The sequence below is a fragment of the Escherichia sp. E10V5 genome, assembly GCF_004212315.1.
Taxonomy (GTDB): domain Bacteria; phylum Pseudomonadota; class Gammaproteobacteria; order Enterobacterales; family Enterobacteriaceae; genus Escherichia.
Genome location: NZ_RHJM01000009.1, coordinates 99113 through 116761, shown reverse-complemented (window position 1 = coordinate 116761; position 17649 = coordinate 99113). Strand labels below are relative to the sequence as shown.

Genomic DNA, 17649 nt, shown 5'->3' with positions numbered 1-17649 from the left:
ATGCCCTGTTTTGCATTACGGTGGTGCAAAAACTGGGAGGAAGCGATGCAACAGAAAACGATTCAATTTAGTGGCGATGTCTCACTGCCAGCCATAGGGCAGGGAACATGGTATATGGGCGAAGAGGTCAGTCAGCGTAAAACCGAAGTTGATGCACTGCGTGCGGGCATTGATCTTGGTTTAACTCTCATTGATACCGCTGAAATGTATGCCGAAGGCGGTGCCGAAAAGGTGGTTGGTGAAGCTTTATCCGGCCTGCGTGATAAGGTTTTCCTCGTCTCCAAAGTCTATCCGTGGAATGCCGGCGGGCAAAAAGCCATTAACGCTTGCGAAGCCAGTTTACGTCGTCTCAATACCGATTATCTCGATCTCTACTTATTGCACTGGTCTGGCAGTTTCGCGTTTGAAGAGACTGTTGCGGCAATGGAAAAACTGATCGCCCAGGGCAAAATTCGTCGCTGGGGCGTTTCTAATCTTGATTATGCCGACATGCAGGAACTCTGGCAGGTGCCAGGGGGAAATCAATGCGCTACCAATCAGGTGCTTTATCATCTCGGCTCGCGCGGTATTGAATATGATCTGCTACCCTGGTGTCAGCAACAACATATGCCAGTGATGGCATACAGTCCATTGGCGCAGGCTGGGCGCTTACGTAATGGCTTGCTAAAAAACGCAGTGGTCAACGAAATTGCTCATGCTCACAATGTCACTGCGGCGCAAGTTCTGCTGGCGTGGGTGATCAGCCATCAGGGCGTGATGGCGATTCCGAAAGCGGCAACTGTCGCACATGTCCAACAAAATGCGGCAGTGTTGGAATTGACGCTTTCAGGGGAAGAACTGGCGATGCTGGAAAAAGCGTACCCGGCACCAAAAGGAAAAACTGCGCTGGATATGGTGTGATTTGCTGCAAGGCCGGATGCATGCATCCGGCACAGTGACTAACGCAAATTAACGTTTGGCAACGCGAATGGATTGCGCCAGATGTGAAGGTTTCTCTTTGGTGACTTTTTGAGTTTCTGAAGCGTAAGCTGTTTCCACACAAACAAATGTTTTGTAGCCATCATCCGGCATATCGCCCATGCTGACAGAAAGCGCCGGTCCTGGGTTCCAGCCAACGACGTTCAGATGATGCTGGTGGCCTACGGCGATAATACGATTTAACGCCTCGTCATTAATCACACTGCAATCCTGGGCATTCAGATACACGCGGTCGGTACGATCCGGGAATGTCTGGACCCCGTCAGTTAGTGCACCTTCTTTTGCATCATTCACTTTATCAATGTAGCGATCGCCCAGACCACTGACGCTCACCCCGGCAATATCGCCAACATTAAAGTAGGTATGCAGGGCAGAGGTGGTTTCAAATTCGCCATGTGATTCAAGATCGATTTTACAGGTTTTACCCACGCGGAAATGCGCTAATAGCGTAAAGTCGTGCGGCCAGAATTTTTTCGTCTCTTCGCTTTGTGTCAGTTCGAAAGTCAGCGCCACGCCATCGGTATCTTCACTATGTGATTTCAGCGTCCACGGCAGGTTACGGGCAAAACCGTGCGCAGGCAGACCTTGTTGTGCAGCCGGACCAAACCACGGCCAGCAAACCGGTACGCCGCCGCGAATGGCGACACCATTTTTAAACGGGGTATTGTTGCTCAACCACAGAACTTCTTCCTCAGCCGCAGGTTTCCACGAGAGAAGATGAGCGCCCTGTAATGCAAAAGAGGCTTTTACCTGGGGATGATCGACCACAATAAGGTCCAGTTCATCCAGTTTACGACGGGAGAGGACAGGGGTAATTTGTTCGATGACCGGAAGGGCAAAAATTTTCTTAATCATGACGCAGTCCTTTAACTTCATTTCATCAGGTAAAAAAAAGAGCGACCGAAGTCGCTCTTTATAGATCACAGTGTCATCTCAACTTATTTGGAGATGTGAGCGATCAGGTCCAGAACTTTGTTGGAGTAACCGGTTTCGTTGTCGTACCAGGATACCAGTTTCACGAAGTTGTCGTTCAGAGCGATACCTGCTTTAGCATCGAACACGGAAGTGCAAACTTCGCCGTTGAAATCGGTAGATACTACGTCATCTTCGGTGTAGCCCAGAACGCCTTTCATTTCGCCTTCAGCAGCAGCTTTAACGGCAGCTTTGATCTGCTCGTAAGTTGCAGCTTTTTCCAGACGAACGGTCAGGTCAACTACGGATACGTTCGGAGTCGGAACGCGGAACGCCATACCAGTCAGTTTGCCATTCAGTTCTGGCAGTACTTTACCTACAGCTTTAGCAGCACCGGTAGAGGACGGGATGATGTTCTGAGAAGCGCCACGGCCGCCGCGCCAGTCTTTGTGAGACGGGCCGTCAACGGTTTTCTGAGTAGCGGTGGTAGCGTGAACGGTGGTCATCAGACCTTCGATGATGCCGAAGTTATCGTTGATAACTTTAGCCAGCGGAGCCAGGCAGTTGGTGGTGCAGGAAGCGTTGGAAACGATGTCCTGGCCAGCATATTTGTCGAAGTTAGCGCCTTTAACGAACATCGGGGTGTTGTCTTTAGACGGACCAGTCATAACCACTTTTTTCGCACCAGCGGTGATGTGTTTACGAGCAGTTTCGTCAGTCAGGAACAGACCAGTTGCTTCAGCGACAACGTCAACACCAACTTCGTCCCATTTCAGGTTAGCCGGATCACGTTCAGCGGTAACACGGATTTTTTTACCGTTAACGATCAGATGACCGTCTTTCACTTCAACGGTGCCGTCGAAACGACCGTGAGTGGAGTCATATTTCAGCATGTATGCCATGTAATCAGCGTCTAACAGGTCGTTGATTGCAACGATCTCGATGTCAGAACGTTTCTGAGCAGCACGGAAAACAATGCGACCGATACGGCCAAAACCGTTGATACCTACTTTGATAGTCATATATTCCACCAGCTATTTGTTAGTGAATAAAAGGTTGCCTGTAAAATTACAAAAACCTTACGCAGCGTCAAGCGGAATCGTGTCAATCATTGCGACAAATCAATCCTCTGCCTAAGCATTACGCGACTGACTTGCCTCACTCTTCCTTTGTGCCTGAAACCACATGAGGGCGGCGCCGAGAATTTTAAAGGGCAATTATGATAAAAATGTGATTTTCATCACGATTTGGGCGCTGCCATTTCGCTGAGATCAAGTTTAGGACAAATTTTTGCCAGTTGGTGTTAATGTTTTGTTAGAATTGGTCGCGTAATGTGAGCGTGATTAAAGTGAGATGTGAGCAAATGGCTAACAAACCTTCGGCAGACGAACTGAAAAAGAAATTGTCCGAGATGCAGTTTTACGTGACACAGAATCACGGGACCGAGCCGCCATTTACTGGCCGTTTACTGCACAATAAGCGTGACGGCCTTTACCACTGTTTGATCTGCGATGCCCCTCTGTTTCACTCCCAGTCTAAATATGATTCAGGTTGTGGCTGGCCGAGCTTTTACGAACCGGTGAGTGAAGATTCAATTCGTTATATCAAAGACTTGTCACATGGAATGCAGCGCATCGAGATTCGTTGCGGTAACTGTGATGCCCATCTTGGACATGTCTTTCCTGATGGGCCGCAGCCCACAGGCGAACGTTATTGTGTTAACTCAGCCTCTTTACGTTTCACTGATGGTGAAAATGGCGAAGAAATCAACGGTTGAAAAAACGATTCAGCAACTTATTCCACAGGAGCGGAAAAATCATGAATCTTGATGAAATGATCAACAGCATGACGCCTGAGGTTTATCAGCGTTTATCGACCGCTGTTGAACTGGGAAAATGGCCAGATGGCGTTGCGCTGACCGAACAACAAAAAGAGAACTGCCTGCAACTGGTCATGCTTTGGCAAGCTCGAAACAATACCGACGCGCAGCATATGACCATCGACACCAACGGTCAGATGGTGATGAAGAGCAAGCAGCAACTGAAAGAAGATTTTGGTATTACGGCGAAGCCAATTGCTATGTTTAAGTGATGGAGTTATCCCCTTTACAGGTAATTAATAAAGGGGATTGCCTGAAATTAATTGTCCAATCCCTCGTCGATTTCGTTTGTAGCTTTAAACCTTTCCGGAGCTTCACGTTTGTATTAACCCCCTGAATTTTTCATCCCTGAATCCTTTCTTTCGTAAGTAGGGATCACTGCTGAATTTCCCTCTTTTGCGTACCGCCTTCCATCAATCTGTAACCCATTCTCAGGTTTTCTGCGTATTTGTGATCTAAGTTGTAAATCGCAGATCATTATCTGTGTTTTGAAGATTTAATGTTGACCTCAAAAATCATGTGGGTAAGTATGATGGTCATCTAAGCAAAACAAAACACAAAGGATGACGCAATGAAAGCACTGGCTCGGTTTGGCAAGGCCTTTGGCGGCTACAAGATGATTGATGTCCCACGGCCCGTTTGTGGCCCGGAAGATGTGGTGATTGAAATTAAAGCCGCAGCTATCTGTGGCGCAGACATGAAACACTACAACGTTGATAGCGGTTCTGATGAGTTTAACTCTATCCGCGGCCATGAGTTTGCAGGTTGTATTGCGCAGGTTGGTGAAAAAGTCAAAGACTGGAAAGTGGGGCAACGCGTCGTGTCGGATAACAGCGGTCACGTTTGCGGCGTTTGTCCGGCCTGTGAGCAGGGTGATTTTCTGTGTTGTACAGAAAAAGTAAACCTTGGTCTGGATAACAATACCTGGGGCGGTGGTTTTTCCAAATATTGTCTGGTTCCTGGTGAAATTCTCAAAATTCATCGTCATGCGTTGTGGGAAATCCCTGATGGTGTTGATTATGAGGACGCAGCCGTACTTGACCCTATTTGTAATGCCTACAAATCCATCGCGCAGCAATCGAAATTCCTTCCTGGTCAGGATGTGGTCGTCATCGGCACTGGCCCACTCGGGCTGTTCTCCGTACAAATGGCGCGGATTATGGGGGCGGTAAATATCGTCGTCGTTGGTCTGCAAGAAGATGTGGCGGTCCGCTTCCCGGTTGCAAAAGAACTGGGGGCAACGGCAGTAGTAAATGGTTCTACCGAAGATGTGGTGGCGCGCTGCCAGCAAATTTGTGGCAAAGACAATTTGGGACTGGTGATTGAATGCTCCGGTGCCAATATCGCATTGAAACAAGCCATCGAAATGCTCCGCCCGAATGGGGAAGTGGTACGCGTTGGAATGGGCTTCAAACCTCTTGATTTCTCGATTAATGACATTACCGCATGGAACAAAAGCATCATTGGGCATATGGCCTATGACTCCACCTCCTGGCGTAACGCTATCCGGCTATTAGCCAGCGGTGCTATCAACGTCAAACCGATGATCACGCATCGTATTGGCCTTTCGCAATGGCGCGAAGGGTTTGATGCGATGGTCGATAAAACCGCAATCAAAGTGATCATGACTTACGACTTTGATGAATAACTACTCTCCTGAAGGAACGTTATCGCATGGAACAGATAACAAAACCGCATTGTGGTGCACGGCTGGATCGCTTACCGGATTGCCGCTGGCATTCGTCAATGTTTGCCATCGTTGCATTTGGCTTGCTTGTCTGCTGGAGTAATGCCGTTGGTGGCTTGATCCTCGCGCAGCTGAAAGAGTTGGGCTGGACAGATAATTCCACCACCGCCACATTCTCGGCAATCACGACCGCCGGAATGTTTCTCGGTGCGCTGGTGGGCGGCATCATCGGTGACAAAACCGGTCGCAGAAACGCGTTCATCCTCTATGAGGCCATTCATATTGTCTCTATGGTCATTGGCGCTTTCTCGCCGAATATGGATTTCTTGATTGCCTGCCGCTTTGTGATGGGTGTCGGGCTGGGGGCATTACTGGTTACTCTGTTTGCCGGCTTCACCGAATATATGCCCGGTAGAAATCGTGGAACGTGGTCCAGTCGGGTTTCCTTTATTGGCAACTGGTCATATCCGCTCTGTTCATTGATAGCGATGGGACTCACGCCGTTGATTAGCGCAGAGTGGAACTGGCGGGTACAACTGCTTATTCCTGCAATATTGTCGCTTATCGCTACGGCGCTGGCCTGGCGCTACTTTCCTGAATCCCCGCGCTGGCTGGAATCGCGCGGACGGTATCAGGAAGCCGAGAAAGTCATGCGGAGTATAGAAGAAGGCGTCATACGCCAGACGGGTAAACACTTACCGCCAGTGGTTATTGCTGATGACGGTAAAGCGCCACAAGCGGTGCCGTATTCTGCCTTACTGACAGGAGTATTACTAAGACGCGTTATTTTAGGTTCTTGTGTACTTATTGCCATGAACGTTGTGCAGTACACGTTAATTAACTGGTTGCCAACGATATTCATGACCCAGGGAATTAATTTAAAAGACTCCATTGTCTTAAATACTATGAGTATGTTTGGCGCGCCGTTTGGCATTTTTATTGCCATGTTGGTGATGGATAAAATTCCGCGCAAAACAATGGGTGTTGGGCTGTTAATTCTGATTGCGGTGCTCGGGTATATCTATTCACTGCAAACCAGTATGTTGCTCATAACGTTGATTGGTTTCTTCCTGATTACTTTCGTCTATATGTATGTTTGCTATGCCTCGGCAGTGTATGTCCCTGAGATCTGGCCGACAGAGGCCAAACTCCGTGGCTCCGGTCTGGCGAATGCGGTAGGGCGAATCAGTGGTATTGCCGCACCTTATGCCGTCGCAGTGCTGCTCAGTAGTTATGGCGTAACGGGTGTCTTTATTCTTCTGGGGGCGGTTTCAATTATTGTCGCAATTGCTATCGCCACCATTGGAATTGAAACCAAAGGTGTTTCCGTTGAAAGTTTAAGTATTGATGCAGTAGCCAATAAATAATACTGGTGGATTCAAAATGAAAAATTCAAAAGCAATATTGCAGGTACCGGGCACAATGAAAATTATTTCAGCGGAAATACCTGTGCCTAAAGAAGATGAAGTTTTGATTAAAGTAGAATATGTCGGTATTTGTGGTTCAGATGTACATGGTTTTGAATCAGGCCCGTTTATTCCGCCTAAAGACCCAAATCAAGAAATTGGCCTTGGTCATGAATGCGCCGGGACGGTTGTGGCTGTGGGGAGCCGCGTGCGCAAATTTAAACCGGGGGATCGGGTAAATATCGAACCTGGCGTTCCTTGCGGTCACTGTCGTTACTGTCTGGAAGGCAAATATAACATCTGCCCGGACGTTGATTTTATGGCGACACAACCCAACTACCGCGGCGCATTAACGCACTATCTGTGTCATCCGGAGAGCTTTACTTACAAACTGCCCGACAATATGGACACGATGGAAGGGGCGCTGGTGGAGCCTGCGGCGGTCGGGATGCACGCCGCCATGCTGGCAGATGTTAAACCGGGTAAGAAGATAATTATTCTGGGAGCAGGTTGTATTGGTTTGATGACGTTGCAAGCGTGCAAATGCCTGGGAGCAACAGAAATTGCCGTCGTTGATGTGCTGGAAAAACGTCTGGCAATGGCGGAACAGCTTGGCGCGGCAATGGTCATCAATGGCGCTAAACAAGACACTATTGCGTGCTGTCAGCAATTTACCGAAGACATGGGCGCAGATATTGTTTTTGAAACTGCGGGTTCTGCGGTAACGGTAAAACAAGCTCCCTATCTGGTGATGCGCGGTGGAAAAATTATGATTGTCGGCACAGTACCCGGCGATTCGGCCATCAATTTTCTCAAAATCAATCGGGAAGTCACCATCCAGACGGTTTTCCGCTATGCCAACCGTTATCCGGTCACGATTGAAGCTATTTCATCAGGGCGATTCGATGTGAAATCGATGGTAACGCATATTTACGATTACCAGGATGTACAACAGGCATTTGAAGAGTCGGTTAACAACAAACGCGACATTATTAAAGGCGTTATTAAACTTAGCGATTAATTACTACGGGAGAACGGAATATGCTAGCAGATATCAGATTTTGGGAAAATGATGCCACCAATAAACATTATGCTATTGCCCATTTTAATGTATGGAATGCTGAAATGTTAATGGGGGTTATCGACGCAGCAGAAGAAGCAAAATCACCGGTTATTATTTCTTTTGGTACGGGATTTGTCGGAAATACCTCATTCGAAGATTTCTCGCATATGATGGTATCAATGGCACAAAAAGCAACGGTACCGGTAATTACCCACTGGGATCATGGCCGGAGTATGGAAATTATCCATAACGCCTGGACTCATGGAATGAACTCCTTAATGCGTGATGCATCCGCGTTTGATTTCGAAGAAAATATTCGTTTAACCAAAGAGGCTGTTGATTTCTTCCATCCGCTGGGTATTCCGGTAGAGGCGGAATTAGGACATGTCGGTAATGAAACCGTTTATGAGGAAGCGCTGGCGGGCTATCACTATACCGATCCTGACCAGGCCGCAGAATTTGTTGAACGCACGGGCTGTGACTCATTGGCTGTCGCCATTGGCAACCAGCATGGGGTTTATACGTCAGAGCCACAATTGAACTTTGAGGTCGTCAAACGCGTGCGCGATGCCGTTTCTGTTCCGCTGGTTTTACATGGCGCATCGGGGATCAGTGATGCTGATATTAAAACCGCGATTTCATTGGGTATAGCGAAAATCAATATTCATACTGAACTGTGCCAGGCCGCAATGGTGGCAGTGAAAGAAAATCAGGATCAGCCTTTCTTGCACCTGGAGCGAGAAGTCCGTAAAGCAGTTAAAGAAAGGGCATTAGAAAAAATCAAATTATTTGGTTCAGACGGCAAGGCGGAATAATGTAATGGACAATCTTGAAGTTATATGTATAGGTGGCGCTATCATTGATATTCCATTACAGCCGGTCAGTAAAAAAATTTTTGACGTAGATTCTTATCCGCTTGAAAGAATAGCAATGACCACGGGAGGCGACGCAATCAATGAAGCAACGATTATTTCTCGCCTGGGGCATCGCACGGCATTAATGAGCCGCATTGGTAAAGATGCCGCAGGACAATTTATTCTCGACCATTGTTGCAAAGAGAATATTGATATTCAAAGCCTGAAACAGGACGTCAGCGTAGATACCTCTATTAACGTTGGACTTGTAACGGAGGATGGCGAGCGGACATTTGTCACTAATCGCAACGGCAGTTTGTGGAAATTGAATATTAATGATGTCGACTTTGTACGGTTTTCTCAGGCAAAGTTATTATCGCTAGCAAGTATATTCAACAGTCCACTATTGGATGGTAAAGCGCTAACTGAAATTTTTACGCAAGCGAAAGCCCGGCAGATGATCATTTGTGCCGATATGATCAAGCCTCGTCTGAATGAAACACTGGATGATATTCGCGAAGCATTGCGTTATGTCGATTATCTGTTTCCAAATTTTGCCGAGGCAAAATTACTCACCGGAAAAGAGACGTTGGATGAAATTGCTGACTGCTTTCTTGAGTGCGGTGTAAAAACGGTAGTAATTAAGACGGGTAAAAACGGCTGCTTTATCAAGCGTGGTGAAATGACGATGACGGTACCAGCAGTAGCGGGAATTACGGCCATCGACACCATTGGCGCGGGCGATAACTTTGCTTCTGGTTTTATTGCGGCACTGCTGGAAGGTAAAGAGCTGCGTGAATGCGCGCGCTTTGCCAATGCAACGGCAGCTATATCGGTACTGAGTGTTGGTGCCACCACCGGTGTGAAAAACAGAAAGCTGGTCGAACAATTGCTGGAAGAATATGAAGGGTAATGAAGGCAAATGAAAATGATACCTTTAGGCACAACGGATATAACGCTTTCACGGATGGGGTTGGGGACATGGGCCATTGGCGGTGGTCCTGCATGGAATGGCGATCTCGATCGGCAAATTTGTATTGATACGATTATTGAAGCTCATCGTTGCGGTATTAACCTGATTGATACTGCGCCAGGATATAACTTTGGCAATAGTGAAGTTATTGTCGGCCAGGCGTTAAAACAATTGCCACGCGAACAAATTGTCGTCGAAACGAAATGCGGTATTGTCTGGGAACGAGAAGGCAGTTTATTCAACAAAGTCGGCGATCGTCAGTTGTACAAAAACCTCTCTCCTGAATCTATCCGCGAAGAAGTCGATGCCAGCTTGCAACGTCTCGGCATTGACTACATCGATATTTACATGACGCACTGGCAGTCGGTGCCACCTTGTTTTACGCCGATTGCAGAAACCGTAGCAGTACTTAATGAGCTGAAGGCTGAGGGGAAGATTCGTTCGATAGGCGCTGCTAATGTCGAAGCTGATCATATACGCGAATATCTGCGATATGGTGAGCTGGATATTATTCAGGCGAAATATAGCATCCTCGATCGGGCAATGGAAAACGAACTGCTGCCGCTATGTCGGGATAACGGCATTGTGGTTCAGGTCTATTCACCGTTAGAGCAGGGGCTGCTGACAGGTACCATCACTCGCGATTATATTCCAGGCGGCGCACGGGCAAATAAAGTTTGGTTCCAGCGTGAAAACATGCTCAAAGTGATTGATATGCTTGAACAGTGGCGGCCACTTTGTGCGCGTTATCAGTGCACAATTCCTACTCTGGCGCTGGCGTGGATATTAAAACAGAGCGATTTAATCTCCATTCTTAGCGGAGCAACTGCGCCTGAACAGGTACGTGAAAATGTGGCGGCGCTGAATATCAACTTATCGGATGCAGACGCAACATTGATGAGGGAAATGGCAGAGGCCCTGGAGCGTTAACTACCCCACACGATCCACCTCTGTTTCTGTGAAAACCGTGATGAAAATCTGTGATTCAAACAGGTTATTTTGAAAGTAAACATCGCTTATGCGATAATCGCGCTAATGTGATGTAAAAAGAGACAGGGGTGTAATCGTGGCGGCAAAAGACAGGATTCAGGCAATTAAACAGATGGTTGCCAACGATAAAAAAGTAACGGTTTCGAATTTGAGCTCGATTTTTCAGGTAACCGAAGAAACTATTCGCCGCGATCTTGAGAAGCTGGAAGATGAAGGCTTTTTGACCAGAACTTATGGTGGCGCTGTTTTAAATACAGCGATGCTGACGGAAAATATCCATTTCTATAAGCGAGCTTCGTCGTTTTATGAAGAGAAGCAGCTTATTGCTCGCAAGGCGCTGCCGTTTATCGACAATAAAACGACGATGGCAGCCGATTCCAGTAGTACCGTTATGGAATTGCTCAAATTGTTGCAGGACCGTAGTGATCTGACGTTGCTAACCAACTCGGCAGAAGCTATTCATGTTCTGGCTCAGTCAGAAATTAAAGTTGTTTCAACCGGTGGGGAACTGAACAAAAACACGCTTTCTCTGCAAGGACGAATTACTAAAGAGATCATCAGTCGTTATCACGTCGATATTATGGTAATGAGTTGTAAAGGTCTTGATATTAACAGTGGCGCGCTGGACTCGAACGAAGCGGAAGCGGAGATCAAAAAGACAATGATCCGCCAGGCGACAGAAGTTGCGTTATTAGTCGATCACTCCAAGTTTGATCGCAAAGCTTTTGTTCAGTTAGCTGACTTTAGTCATATTAATTACATAATAACTGATAAATCACCGGGTGCAGAATGGGAAGAGTTTTGCAAAGACAATAATATCCAGCTTGTGTGGTAGCTTAAACACACGTTGTCAATGTTATTTGTTCCAGCGCCCGTGAAATAAAATGATGATAAAAATGCGGCAAGTGAGTTTGCCGCAATTGCTACCTTTTTTAGCAAAATTCGAGGCACCAAATGGAACAATATGATCAAATTGGCGCAAGACTGGACCGCTTGCCTTTGGCCCGGTTTCATTATCGTATATTTGGCATAATCAGCTTTAGTCTGTTATTAACGGGGTTTTTAAGTTATTCAGGCAATGTTGTTTTAGCAAAGCTGGTAAGCAATGGATGGTCAAATAATTTCCTCAATGCTGCTTTTACGTCGGCATTGATGTTTGGTTATTTCATCGGTTCGCTTGCCGGTGGATTCATTGGTGATTACTGTGGACGGCGTCGGGCATTTCGCATGAACCTTCTGATTGTCGGTATTGCGGCGACAGGCGCTTCTTTCGTCCCTGATATGTACTGGCTCATCTTCTTTCGCTTCCTTATGGGGACAGGAATGGGGGCGCTGATTATGGTTGGCTATGCTTCATTTACTGAGTTTATTCCCGCTCTGGTTCGTGGAAAATGGTCCGCGCGACTCTCATTTGTCGGCAACTGGTCGCCCATGTTGTCAGCGGCGATTGGCGTTGTCGTTATCGCTTTCTTCAGTTGGCGCATAATGTTTCTGCTGGGCGGTATTGGGATAATATTAGCATGGTTACTCTCTGGTAAATATTTTATTGAGTCGCCTCGTTGGCTGGCGGGTATTGGACAATTACCGGGAGCAGAAAGGCAACTTCGTGAAGTAGAGCAGCAAATCGAAAAAGAGAAGGGTATTCATCTACCACCACTTGCTTTGAGGCAAAGCGAAAGTCGGAGTCATGAAATCAGTGGTACTTTTTGGTTGCTATTTAAAGGCGAGATGTTGCGGCGCACGTTAGTCGCGATTACGGTTTTAATTGCAATGAATATTTCGCTTTATACTATCACCGTATGGATACCGACCATATTTGTTAACTCTGGTATTGATGTTGATAAATCGATATTAATGACCGCTGTTATTATGATTGGTGCTCCGGTTGGAATATTTATAGCTGCATTAGTTATTGATCACTTTCCTCGCCGATTATTTGGCTCGTCTTTGCTTATAATTATTGCTGTGTTGGGATATATATATTCTATACAAACTACAGAATGGGCTATTTTAGGCTATGGCCTGGTGATGATCTTCTTTCTTTATATGTATGTTTGTTTCGCGTCGGCGGTGTATATCCCGGAACTTTGGCCAACCCATTTACGCCTGCGCGGCTCGGGATTTGTTAATGCAGTAGGACGAATCGTCGCGGTCTTCACTCCGTATGGCGTCGCGGCGTTATTAACGCATTATGGTTCGATAACGGTCTTTATGGTGCTTGGTGTCATGTTGGTGTTATGTGCGCTGGTCCTCTCCATTTTTGGCATCGAAACGCGAAAGGTGTCGCTGGAACGAATTTCTGGTGTGAATTGAATTTTCGCTGATTGTGTCAATTGCCAGACGCAGCTGGCGTGTTTATCTGGCCTACGATGTAATTAAGGAATTGTAGGCCAGAGATGGATCTGACTAATTTTATCCCTGCGTCTCTTCCCAGTCTGCCAGCGTGTACAATGTTGCCCCGGCAACTGACATCTCCATAAACGCGTGCGCACTGTCCTGCGGCTGGATATTCACACCGCGACAGCCATCGGTAATCACGTTCACCTTATAACCTAACTGTAACGCGTCCAGGACGGTAAACTTCACGCAATAGTCCGTAGCCAGCCCCATAATGATCAGTTCATTGATTTCATGGTCGCGCAACCAGCCATCGAGCTCGGTTTTCTGCCGCCGCCCGTTATCAAAAAAGGCACTGTAACTGTCGACTAAAGGATTTTCGCCTTTGTGAAACACGGCATCAATCGACTTTTGCGCCAGCAGAGGGTGCAACGCTGCACCTTCGCTGTGTTGCACACAGTGATCGGGCCAGAAGGTTTGCGGTAGGCCATCAAGCTGACCCTGTGTATAAGGCTCTACACCTTGCTGGCTGGCGAAGCTGCCGTGATTGGCCGGATGCCAGTCCTGACTGGCGACGACCGCTTCACCGCGTGCTTTGCACCAACTTATCAGGGCATTAGCAACATCAACCGTGCTATCGCCTTCGGCAACAGCCAGCGCACCGCCAGCGCAGAAATCATTTTGTAAATCGACCAGTAACAGAGCTCGTTGGGGCATTACAGTCTCCTTAATCATCCGGCGTCAGTTCGCCGCGCAGGTTTTGGCTCATGGCCTTGCGAATGGTTTCGGTATCCAGTCCCTGGCTGAGCAGGTAGTGCAGTTTGGTTAGCGTGGCTTCTACGGTCATATCCGCACCGCCAATAACACCGGCATGGGCGAGGGCGTTACCGGTGGCATAACCGCCCATATTGACTTTACCGGACATGCATTGTGTCAGGTTAACCACCACAATTCCGCGATCGCTGGCTTCTTGTAATTCTTGCAGGAATGCTTTGTTTTGCGGCGCATTACCCACGCCATAAGAGCGCAGAATCAACGCCTTAACCGGTTGACGCAGGAAGTTACGTACGACGTCGGCAGAAATCCCCGGATAAATCGTCACTACGCCGATCGGCTGTGGTGTAATCGGATGAACGATCAGCTCACCAGTGCCGTGTGGGGCGGGCGGTGTATTTAAACGGCGAATATGAATACCCGCTTCCAGTAACGGTGGAAGGTTTGGTGACGCGAAGGCATCAAAACCATCGGCATGGGCTTTGGTGGTGCGGTTGCCGCGATACAGGCGATTATTAAAAAAGAGTGTGACTTCGTTGATGGGATAGTTCGCCGCAACGTACAACGCATTAAGCAAATTGATTTGTCCGTCAGAGCGTAACTCGGCTAATGGGATTTGTGACCCTGTCACAATAACCGGTTTTCCGAGGTTCTCCAGCATGAACGACAGCGCAGAGGCGGTATACGCCATCGTGTCGGTGCCGTGCAGAATGACAAAACCATCGTACTCGTCATAGTGCGCTTTAATATCTTCAGCAATATGCTGCCAGTCCTCTGGCGTCATATCAGAAGAATCCATCAGCGGCGTGTATTCATGAATGGTGAAATCCGGCATCTCCGGGCGATGGAACTCTGGCATCAGCGCCAGCTGGCGTTGTAGATGGCCCGACACCGGAATATATCCCTGCTCGGAACGCTGCATCCCGATGGTCCCGCCCGTGTAGGCAACGTAAATTGATTTCTTTTGCATGATATTGATATGAATGATACCGAAAGAGCAAAAGTATATACGTGAGGGGCAGCAAGCGCACCTGGATACTCTGTGGATATGAGAAAAGCCCGGCGGAACAGAGGGATTAGCGTTCCGCCGGAGAAAAATGGTTAATCCTGCAACGCATAGGTTACGGTCGTGACTACACGCACCGTTTTGTTTATCGCCGAGGGATCATCTTCATCACTGCCACTGGCGAAAATCTGGAACACGCCTTGTGACGCATCGCTAATGGACCCCACCTGACTACCTGAATCCGTCGCAAACTGTAATGCTGCGTTGCGTGCGTCTTTCGTTGCGGCAGCAATCATCTCCGCGCGAACTGCGCCAATACCATTAAAGCGATAGGCGATTTTGCTATCAGCGATCGCGCCATCTGTGGCGATTTGCAGGTCGTTTAGTTTCGCGACGACTTTTTCGACGGCAGCAACGTTATGCGTTTTTATCGTAACAGACCCGTCAGCGTTATAGCGTGGCATCGTCGGATCATCTTTGAGGTAAAAGGCATCCGTTCGCTTACTTGTCCATTGACCCACGTTGATCTCTTTGTCGTTAATCCCCTGAGCGTGGAATTCGGCAACAATCTTTTTCTGCGCATCTTCAAGTTTCGGGAACAGTTCGCCAGGAACATTACCCTTAAAGTTGATAGCAATTGTTAATTCAGCCGTATCTGCGCGAACTTCTTTTTCTGAAAGCCCCCGCACGTTCACATAACGGTTGTTGGTTTTTAGATGTTTAACACCATCGCCAACAAAATAACCACAGGCGCTGATCCCCAGTCCGAGGACAATAGCGGCAATTAAAGAGGGTGCCTTATTCACTGATGACTCCATAACAGATGCTAAATGAGCAAGGGAATGTAGTGGAGAGAGGGAGTGAAAGACAGTCCGGTTCAGGAGTGTGGCCGACAGCATATCGGCCACATATTTGCAGGAATTAACGCACGTTGGCGCAGGTCAGGCAAAACGCGTAACGGTTTTGCGGATCGTTAAAGGCCGCCAGCTTGTCGCTTTCGCTTTTAACGGTTGAAGCGACCGAGGCCAGCGGCGCAGGCAGCATGGCCTGGAGCGTATCTGGCAGCATTGCCCGTACTGAACCTGACATATTGTCCATCACCTTGTCGAAGAAGGTCGGTTCATCGACGTAATATTCCAGATGCCATTGTTTCAGTTTTGCCAGTTCAGCCGCTTTGGCAACCGCATCATCGAAATCACCGAGACTATCGACCAGCCCATTCGCTTTTGCATCCTGACCGGTCCAGACATGGCCCTGGGCGATTTTATCAATCTGCTCTGGCGTCGAATTACGCGAATCAGCAACCAGCGTGATAAAGCGTTTATAGCCGTTCTCAATGCTCAATTGCATCATCTGCTGCACTTCTGGCGGCAGTGATTTAGTGATGGAAACATCTGCCAATGGTGATGTAGACACGCCATCGGTATGTACACCAATCGAATCAAGGCTGTTTTCTACAGTGGTGATCACGCCGAAGATCCCGATAGAACCGGTCAGGGTGCTCGGGTTAGCCACAATGTAATTGGCCGGCGTGGAGATCCAGTAACCACCGGATGCTGCCATACCGCCCATTGACACAACCACAGGCTTGCCAGCGGCTCTGGCAGCTGCCAGTTCAGAGCGAATCACTTCAGAAGCCGTTACGCTTCCGCCAGGGCTGTTTACGCGCAGAACGATCGCTTTCACTTTCGGATCAAGGCGAGCGTCACGGATTTGTGCCGCAGTCGTATCGCCGCCAACATTCCCCTGAGTTTCTTCGCCATCCATAATCGCGCCATTAGCGAAGACGACACCGATGCTGTCGCCGGTATCTGCCGGAGTTTTCAGTGCGTAATCGTAATAACTGATGGCGCGATAATTTTTATCAGCCTTGCTCCAGCCAAACTCTTTGGTCAGGGCTTTTTCAATTTCGGCATTCGTTGCCAGCGCGTCGACCAGTTTGTTGTCCAGCGCGTACTTCGCAGTATCGCCGCCCGTTTCGGTTAAGCCAGCAAGTAGCCCTTGCGCCCCAGGGAATACCTGCTGGGCAGAGATCTGGCGGTTAGCGGCAACGGTGTTGAGATAGTTTTGCCACAGTTCGCCAATCCAACGGCTATCGGCTTCGCGAGCCGCCGGGGACATATCATCACGAATAAACGGTTCAACGGCAGATTTATACGTACCCACGCGGAACACATGGGTGGAAACTTTCAGCTTATCCAGCAACGATTTGTAGTACAGACCGTTGGTGGCAAAACCGTGCAGATCAACCACGCCTTGCGGGGACAGCCAAATTTTGTTGGCGAAACTGGCGAGGTAATATTGCCCCTGGCTATAGTTCTCACCAATGGCATAAACCGGTTTACCGCTGTCACGAAACTCTTTCAGAGCCTTACCAATATATTGCATGGAAGGTTGATCGCCGCCCGCAAAGTTTTTCAGATCCATCACGATACCGGTGATATTCCGGTCATCTTTAGCCTGGCGAATCGTGTTCACGATATCAAACAGCGAATTTTCCTGCAGACGATCGGAACTGGCGCCAAGCAGCTGGCGGCTCAACTTACTAAACCGCTGCGAACTGTCGGGCTTATCGACGATCACGCCTGAAATATCGAGCAGTAGTGCGCCACGACCGGCGGTTTCTTTGGTATCGCTACTACTGACCTGCATCCAGATCCCCACGCCAACCAGCACGAGGAAAATAAAGAACAGGTTAAGTACCATTTCACGGACAAAATTGAGCAGACGCCACGTCCATTTAAAAAATCCGGCAATAAATCGCCAAAGGGTTCGCATGTATTCTCCCAG

General features: G+C 48.1%; 17 protein-coding genes. 11 read left to right on the top strand and 6 right to left on the bottom strand.

Annotated elements, in window-relative coordinates; all coding sequences use genetic code 11:
• The first annotated feature begins 45 nt into the window (after positions 1-45).
• Positions 46-900 carry an aldo/keto reductase gene (locus D9738_RS07480; RefSeq protein WP_130259882.1) on the top strand — a complete coding sequence of 285 codons (855 nt, stop codon included), beginning with the start codon at positions 46-48 and terminating at the stop codon, positions 898-900.
• A gap of 48 nt (positions 901-948) precedes the next feature.
• On the opposite strand, the gene D9738_RS07475 is transcribed toward D9738_RS07480, so the two are convergent.
• Positions 949-1833, bottom strand: a complete 885-nt coding sequence (locus D9738_RS07475) for a D-hexose-6-phosphate mutarotase (RefSeq protein WP_130259881.1) — start codon at positions 1831-1833, stop codon at positions 949-951.
• An 83-nt stretch (positions 1834-1916) separates the two neighbouring features.
• On the bottom strand, positions 1917-2912 hold the full coding sequence (gapA, locus tag D9738_RS07470; protein WP_000153502.1) for a glyceraldehyde-3-phosphate dehydrogenase: 996 nt from the start codon (positions 2910-2912) through the stop codon (positions 1917-1919).
• Between the two features lie 341 nt (positions 2913-3253).
• Here gapA and msrB point away from each other — a divergent pair, with 341 nt between their 5' ends.
• The 10 genes from msrB to D9738_RS07420 all read left to right on the top strand — a co-directional run bounded on the left by msrB (position 3254) and on the right by D9738_RS07420 (position 13055).
• Entirely contained in the window at positions 3254-3667 is a 414-nt protein-coding gene (gene msrB, locus D9738_RS07465; protein WP_130259880.1) for a peptide-methionine (R)-S-oxide reductase MsrB, read from the top strand.
• A gap of 41 nt (positions 3668-3708) precedes the next feature.
• On the top strand, positions 3709-3981 hold the full coding sequence (locus D9738_RS07460) for a YeaC family protein (RefSeq protein ID WP_130208380.1): 273 nt from the start codon (positions 3709-3711) through the stop codon (positions 3979-3981).
• A gap of 359 nt (positions 3982-4340) precedes the next feature.
• The gene (locus D9738_RS07455) at positions 4341-5417 is read left to right on the top strand and encodes a zinc-binding dehydrogenase (protein ID WP_130259879.1); all 1077 of its coding nucleotides are present in this window, start codon (positions 4341-4343) and stop codon (positions 5415-5417) included.
• Positions 5418-5443: 26 nt separating this feature from the next.
• On the top strand, positions 5444-6823 hold the full coding sequence (locus D9738_RS07450) for an MFS transporter (protein ID WP_130259878.1): 1380 nt from the start codon (positions 5444-5446) through the stop codon (positions 6821-6823).
• A gap of 16 nt (positions 6824-6839) precedes the next feature.
• Positions 6840-7883: an NAD(P)-dependent alcohol dehydrogenase gene (locus D9738_RS07445; RefSeq protein WP_130259877.1), complete on the top strand. Its 1044-nt coding sequence runs from the start codon at positions 6840-6842 to the stop codon at positions 7881-7883.
• A 20-nt stretch (positions 7884-7903) separates the two neighbouring features.
• Complete coding sequence (locus tag D9738_RS07440) at positions 7904-8740, top strand: ketose-bisphosphate aldolase (protein ID WP_130223455.1); 837 nt, start codon at positions 7904-7906, stop codon at positions 8738-8740.
• Between the two features lie 4 nt (positions 8741-8744).
• Complete coding sequence (locus D9738_RS07435) at positions 8745-9692, top strand: sugar kinase (protein ID WP_130259876.1); 948 nt, start codon at positions 8745-8747, stop codon at positions 9690-9692.
• 9 nt (positions 9693-9701) lie between these two features.
• Complete coding sequence (gene ydjG / locus D9738_RS07430) at positions 9702-10682, top strand: NADH-dependent methylglyoxal reductase (protein WP_130259875.1); 981 nt, start codon at positions 9702-9704, stop codon at positions 10680-10682.
• A 136-nt stretch (positions 10683-10818) separates the two neighbouring features.
• Positions 10819-11577: a DeoR/GlpR family DNA-binding transcription regulator gene (locus tag D9738_RS07425; protein WP_130257697.1), complete on the top strand. Its 759-nt coding sequence runs from the start codon at positions 10819-10821 to the stop codon at positions 11575-11577.
• Between the two features lie 119 nt (positions 11578-11696).
• A complete protein-coding gene (locus D9738_RS07420; RefSeq protein ID WP_130259874.1) occupies positions 11697-13055 on the top strand; it encodes an MFS transporter in 1359 nt (452 codons plus the stop codon).
• A gap of 99 nt (positions 13056-13154) precedes the next feature.
• Here D9738_RS07420 and pncA read toward each other — a convergent pair whose 3' ends face one another.
• The 4 genes from pncA to sppA all read right to left on the bottom strand — a co-directional run bounded on the left by pncA (position 13155) and on the right by sppA (position 17637).
• Complete coding sequence (pncA, locus tag D9738_RS07415) at positions 13155-13796, bottom strand: bifunctional nicotinamidase/pyrazinamidase (RefSeq protein WP_130259873.1); 642 nt, start codon at positions 13794-13796, stop codon at positions 13155-13157.
• A 10-nt stretch (positions 13797-13806) separates the two neighbouring features.
• Positions 13807-14823 carry an asparaginase gene (ansA, locus tag D9738_RS07410; RefSeq protein ID WP_130208360.1) on the bottom strand — a complete coding sequence of 339 codons (1017 nt, stop codon included), beginning with the start codon at positions 14821-14823 and terminating at the stop codon, positions 13807-13809.
• Between the two features lie 131 nt (positions 14824-14954).
• The gene (locus D9738_RS07405) at positions 14955-15665 is read right to left on the bottom strand and encodes an SIMPL domain-containing protein (protein ID WP_130208358.1); all 711 of its coding nucleotides are present in this window, start codon (positions 15663-15665) and stop codon (positions 14955-14957) included.
• A 115-nt stretch (positions 15666-15780) separates the two neighbouring features.
• Positions 15781-17637, bottom strand: coding sequence for a signal peptide peptidase SppA (gene sppA / locus D9738_RS07400; protein WP_130259872.1), 1857 nt, complete (start codon positions 17635-17637; stop codon positions 15781-15783).
• Between the last annotated feature and the right edge of the window lie 12 nt (positions 17638-17649).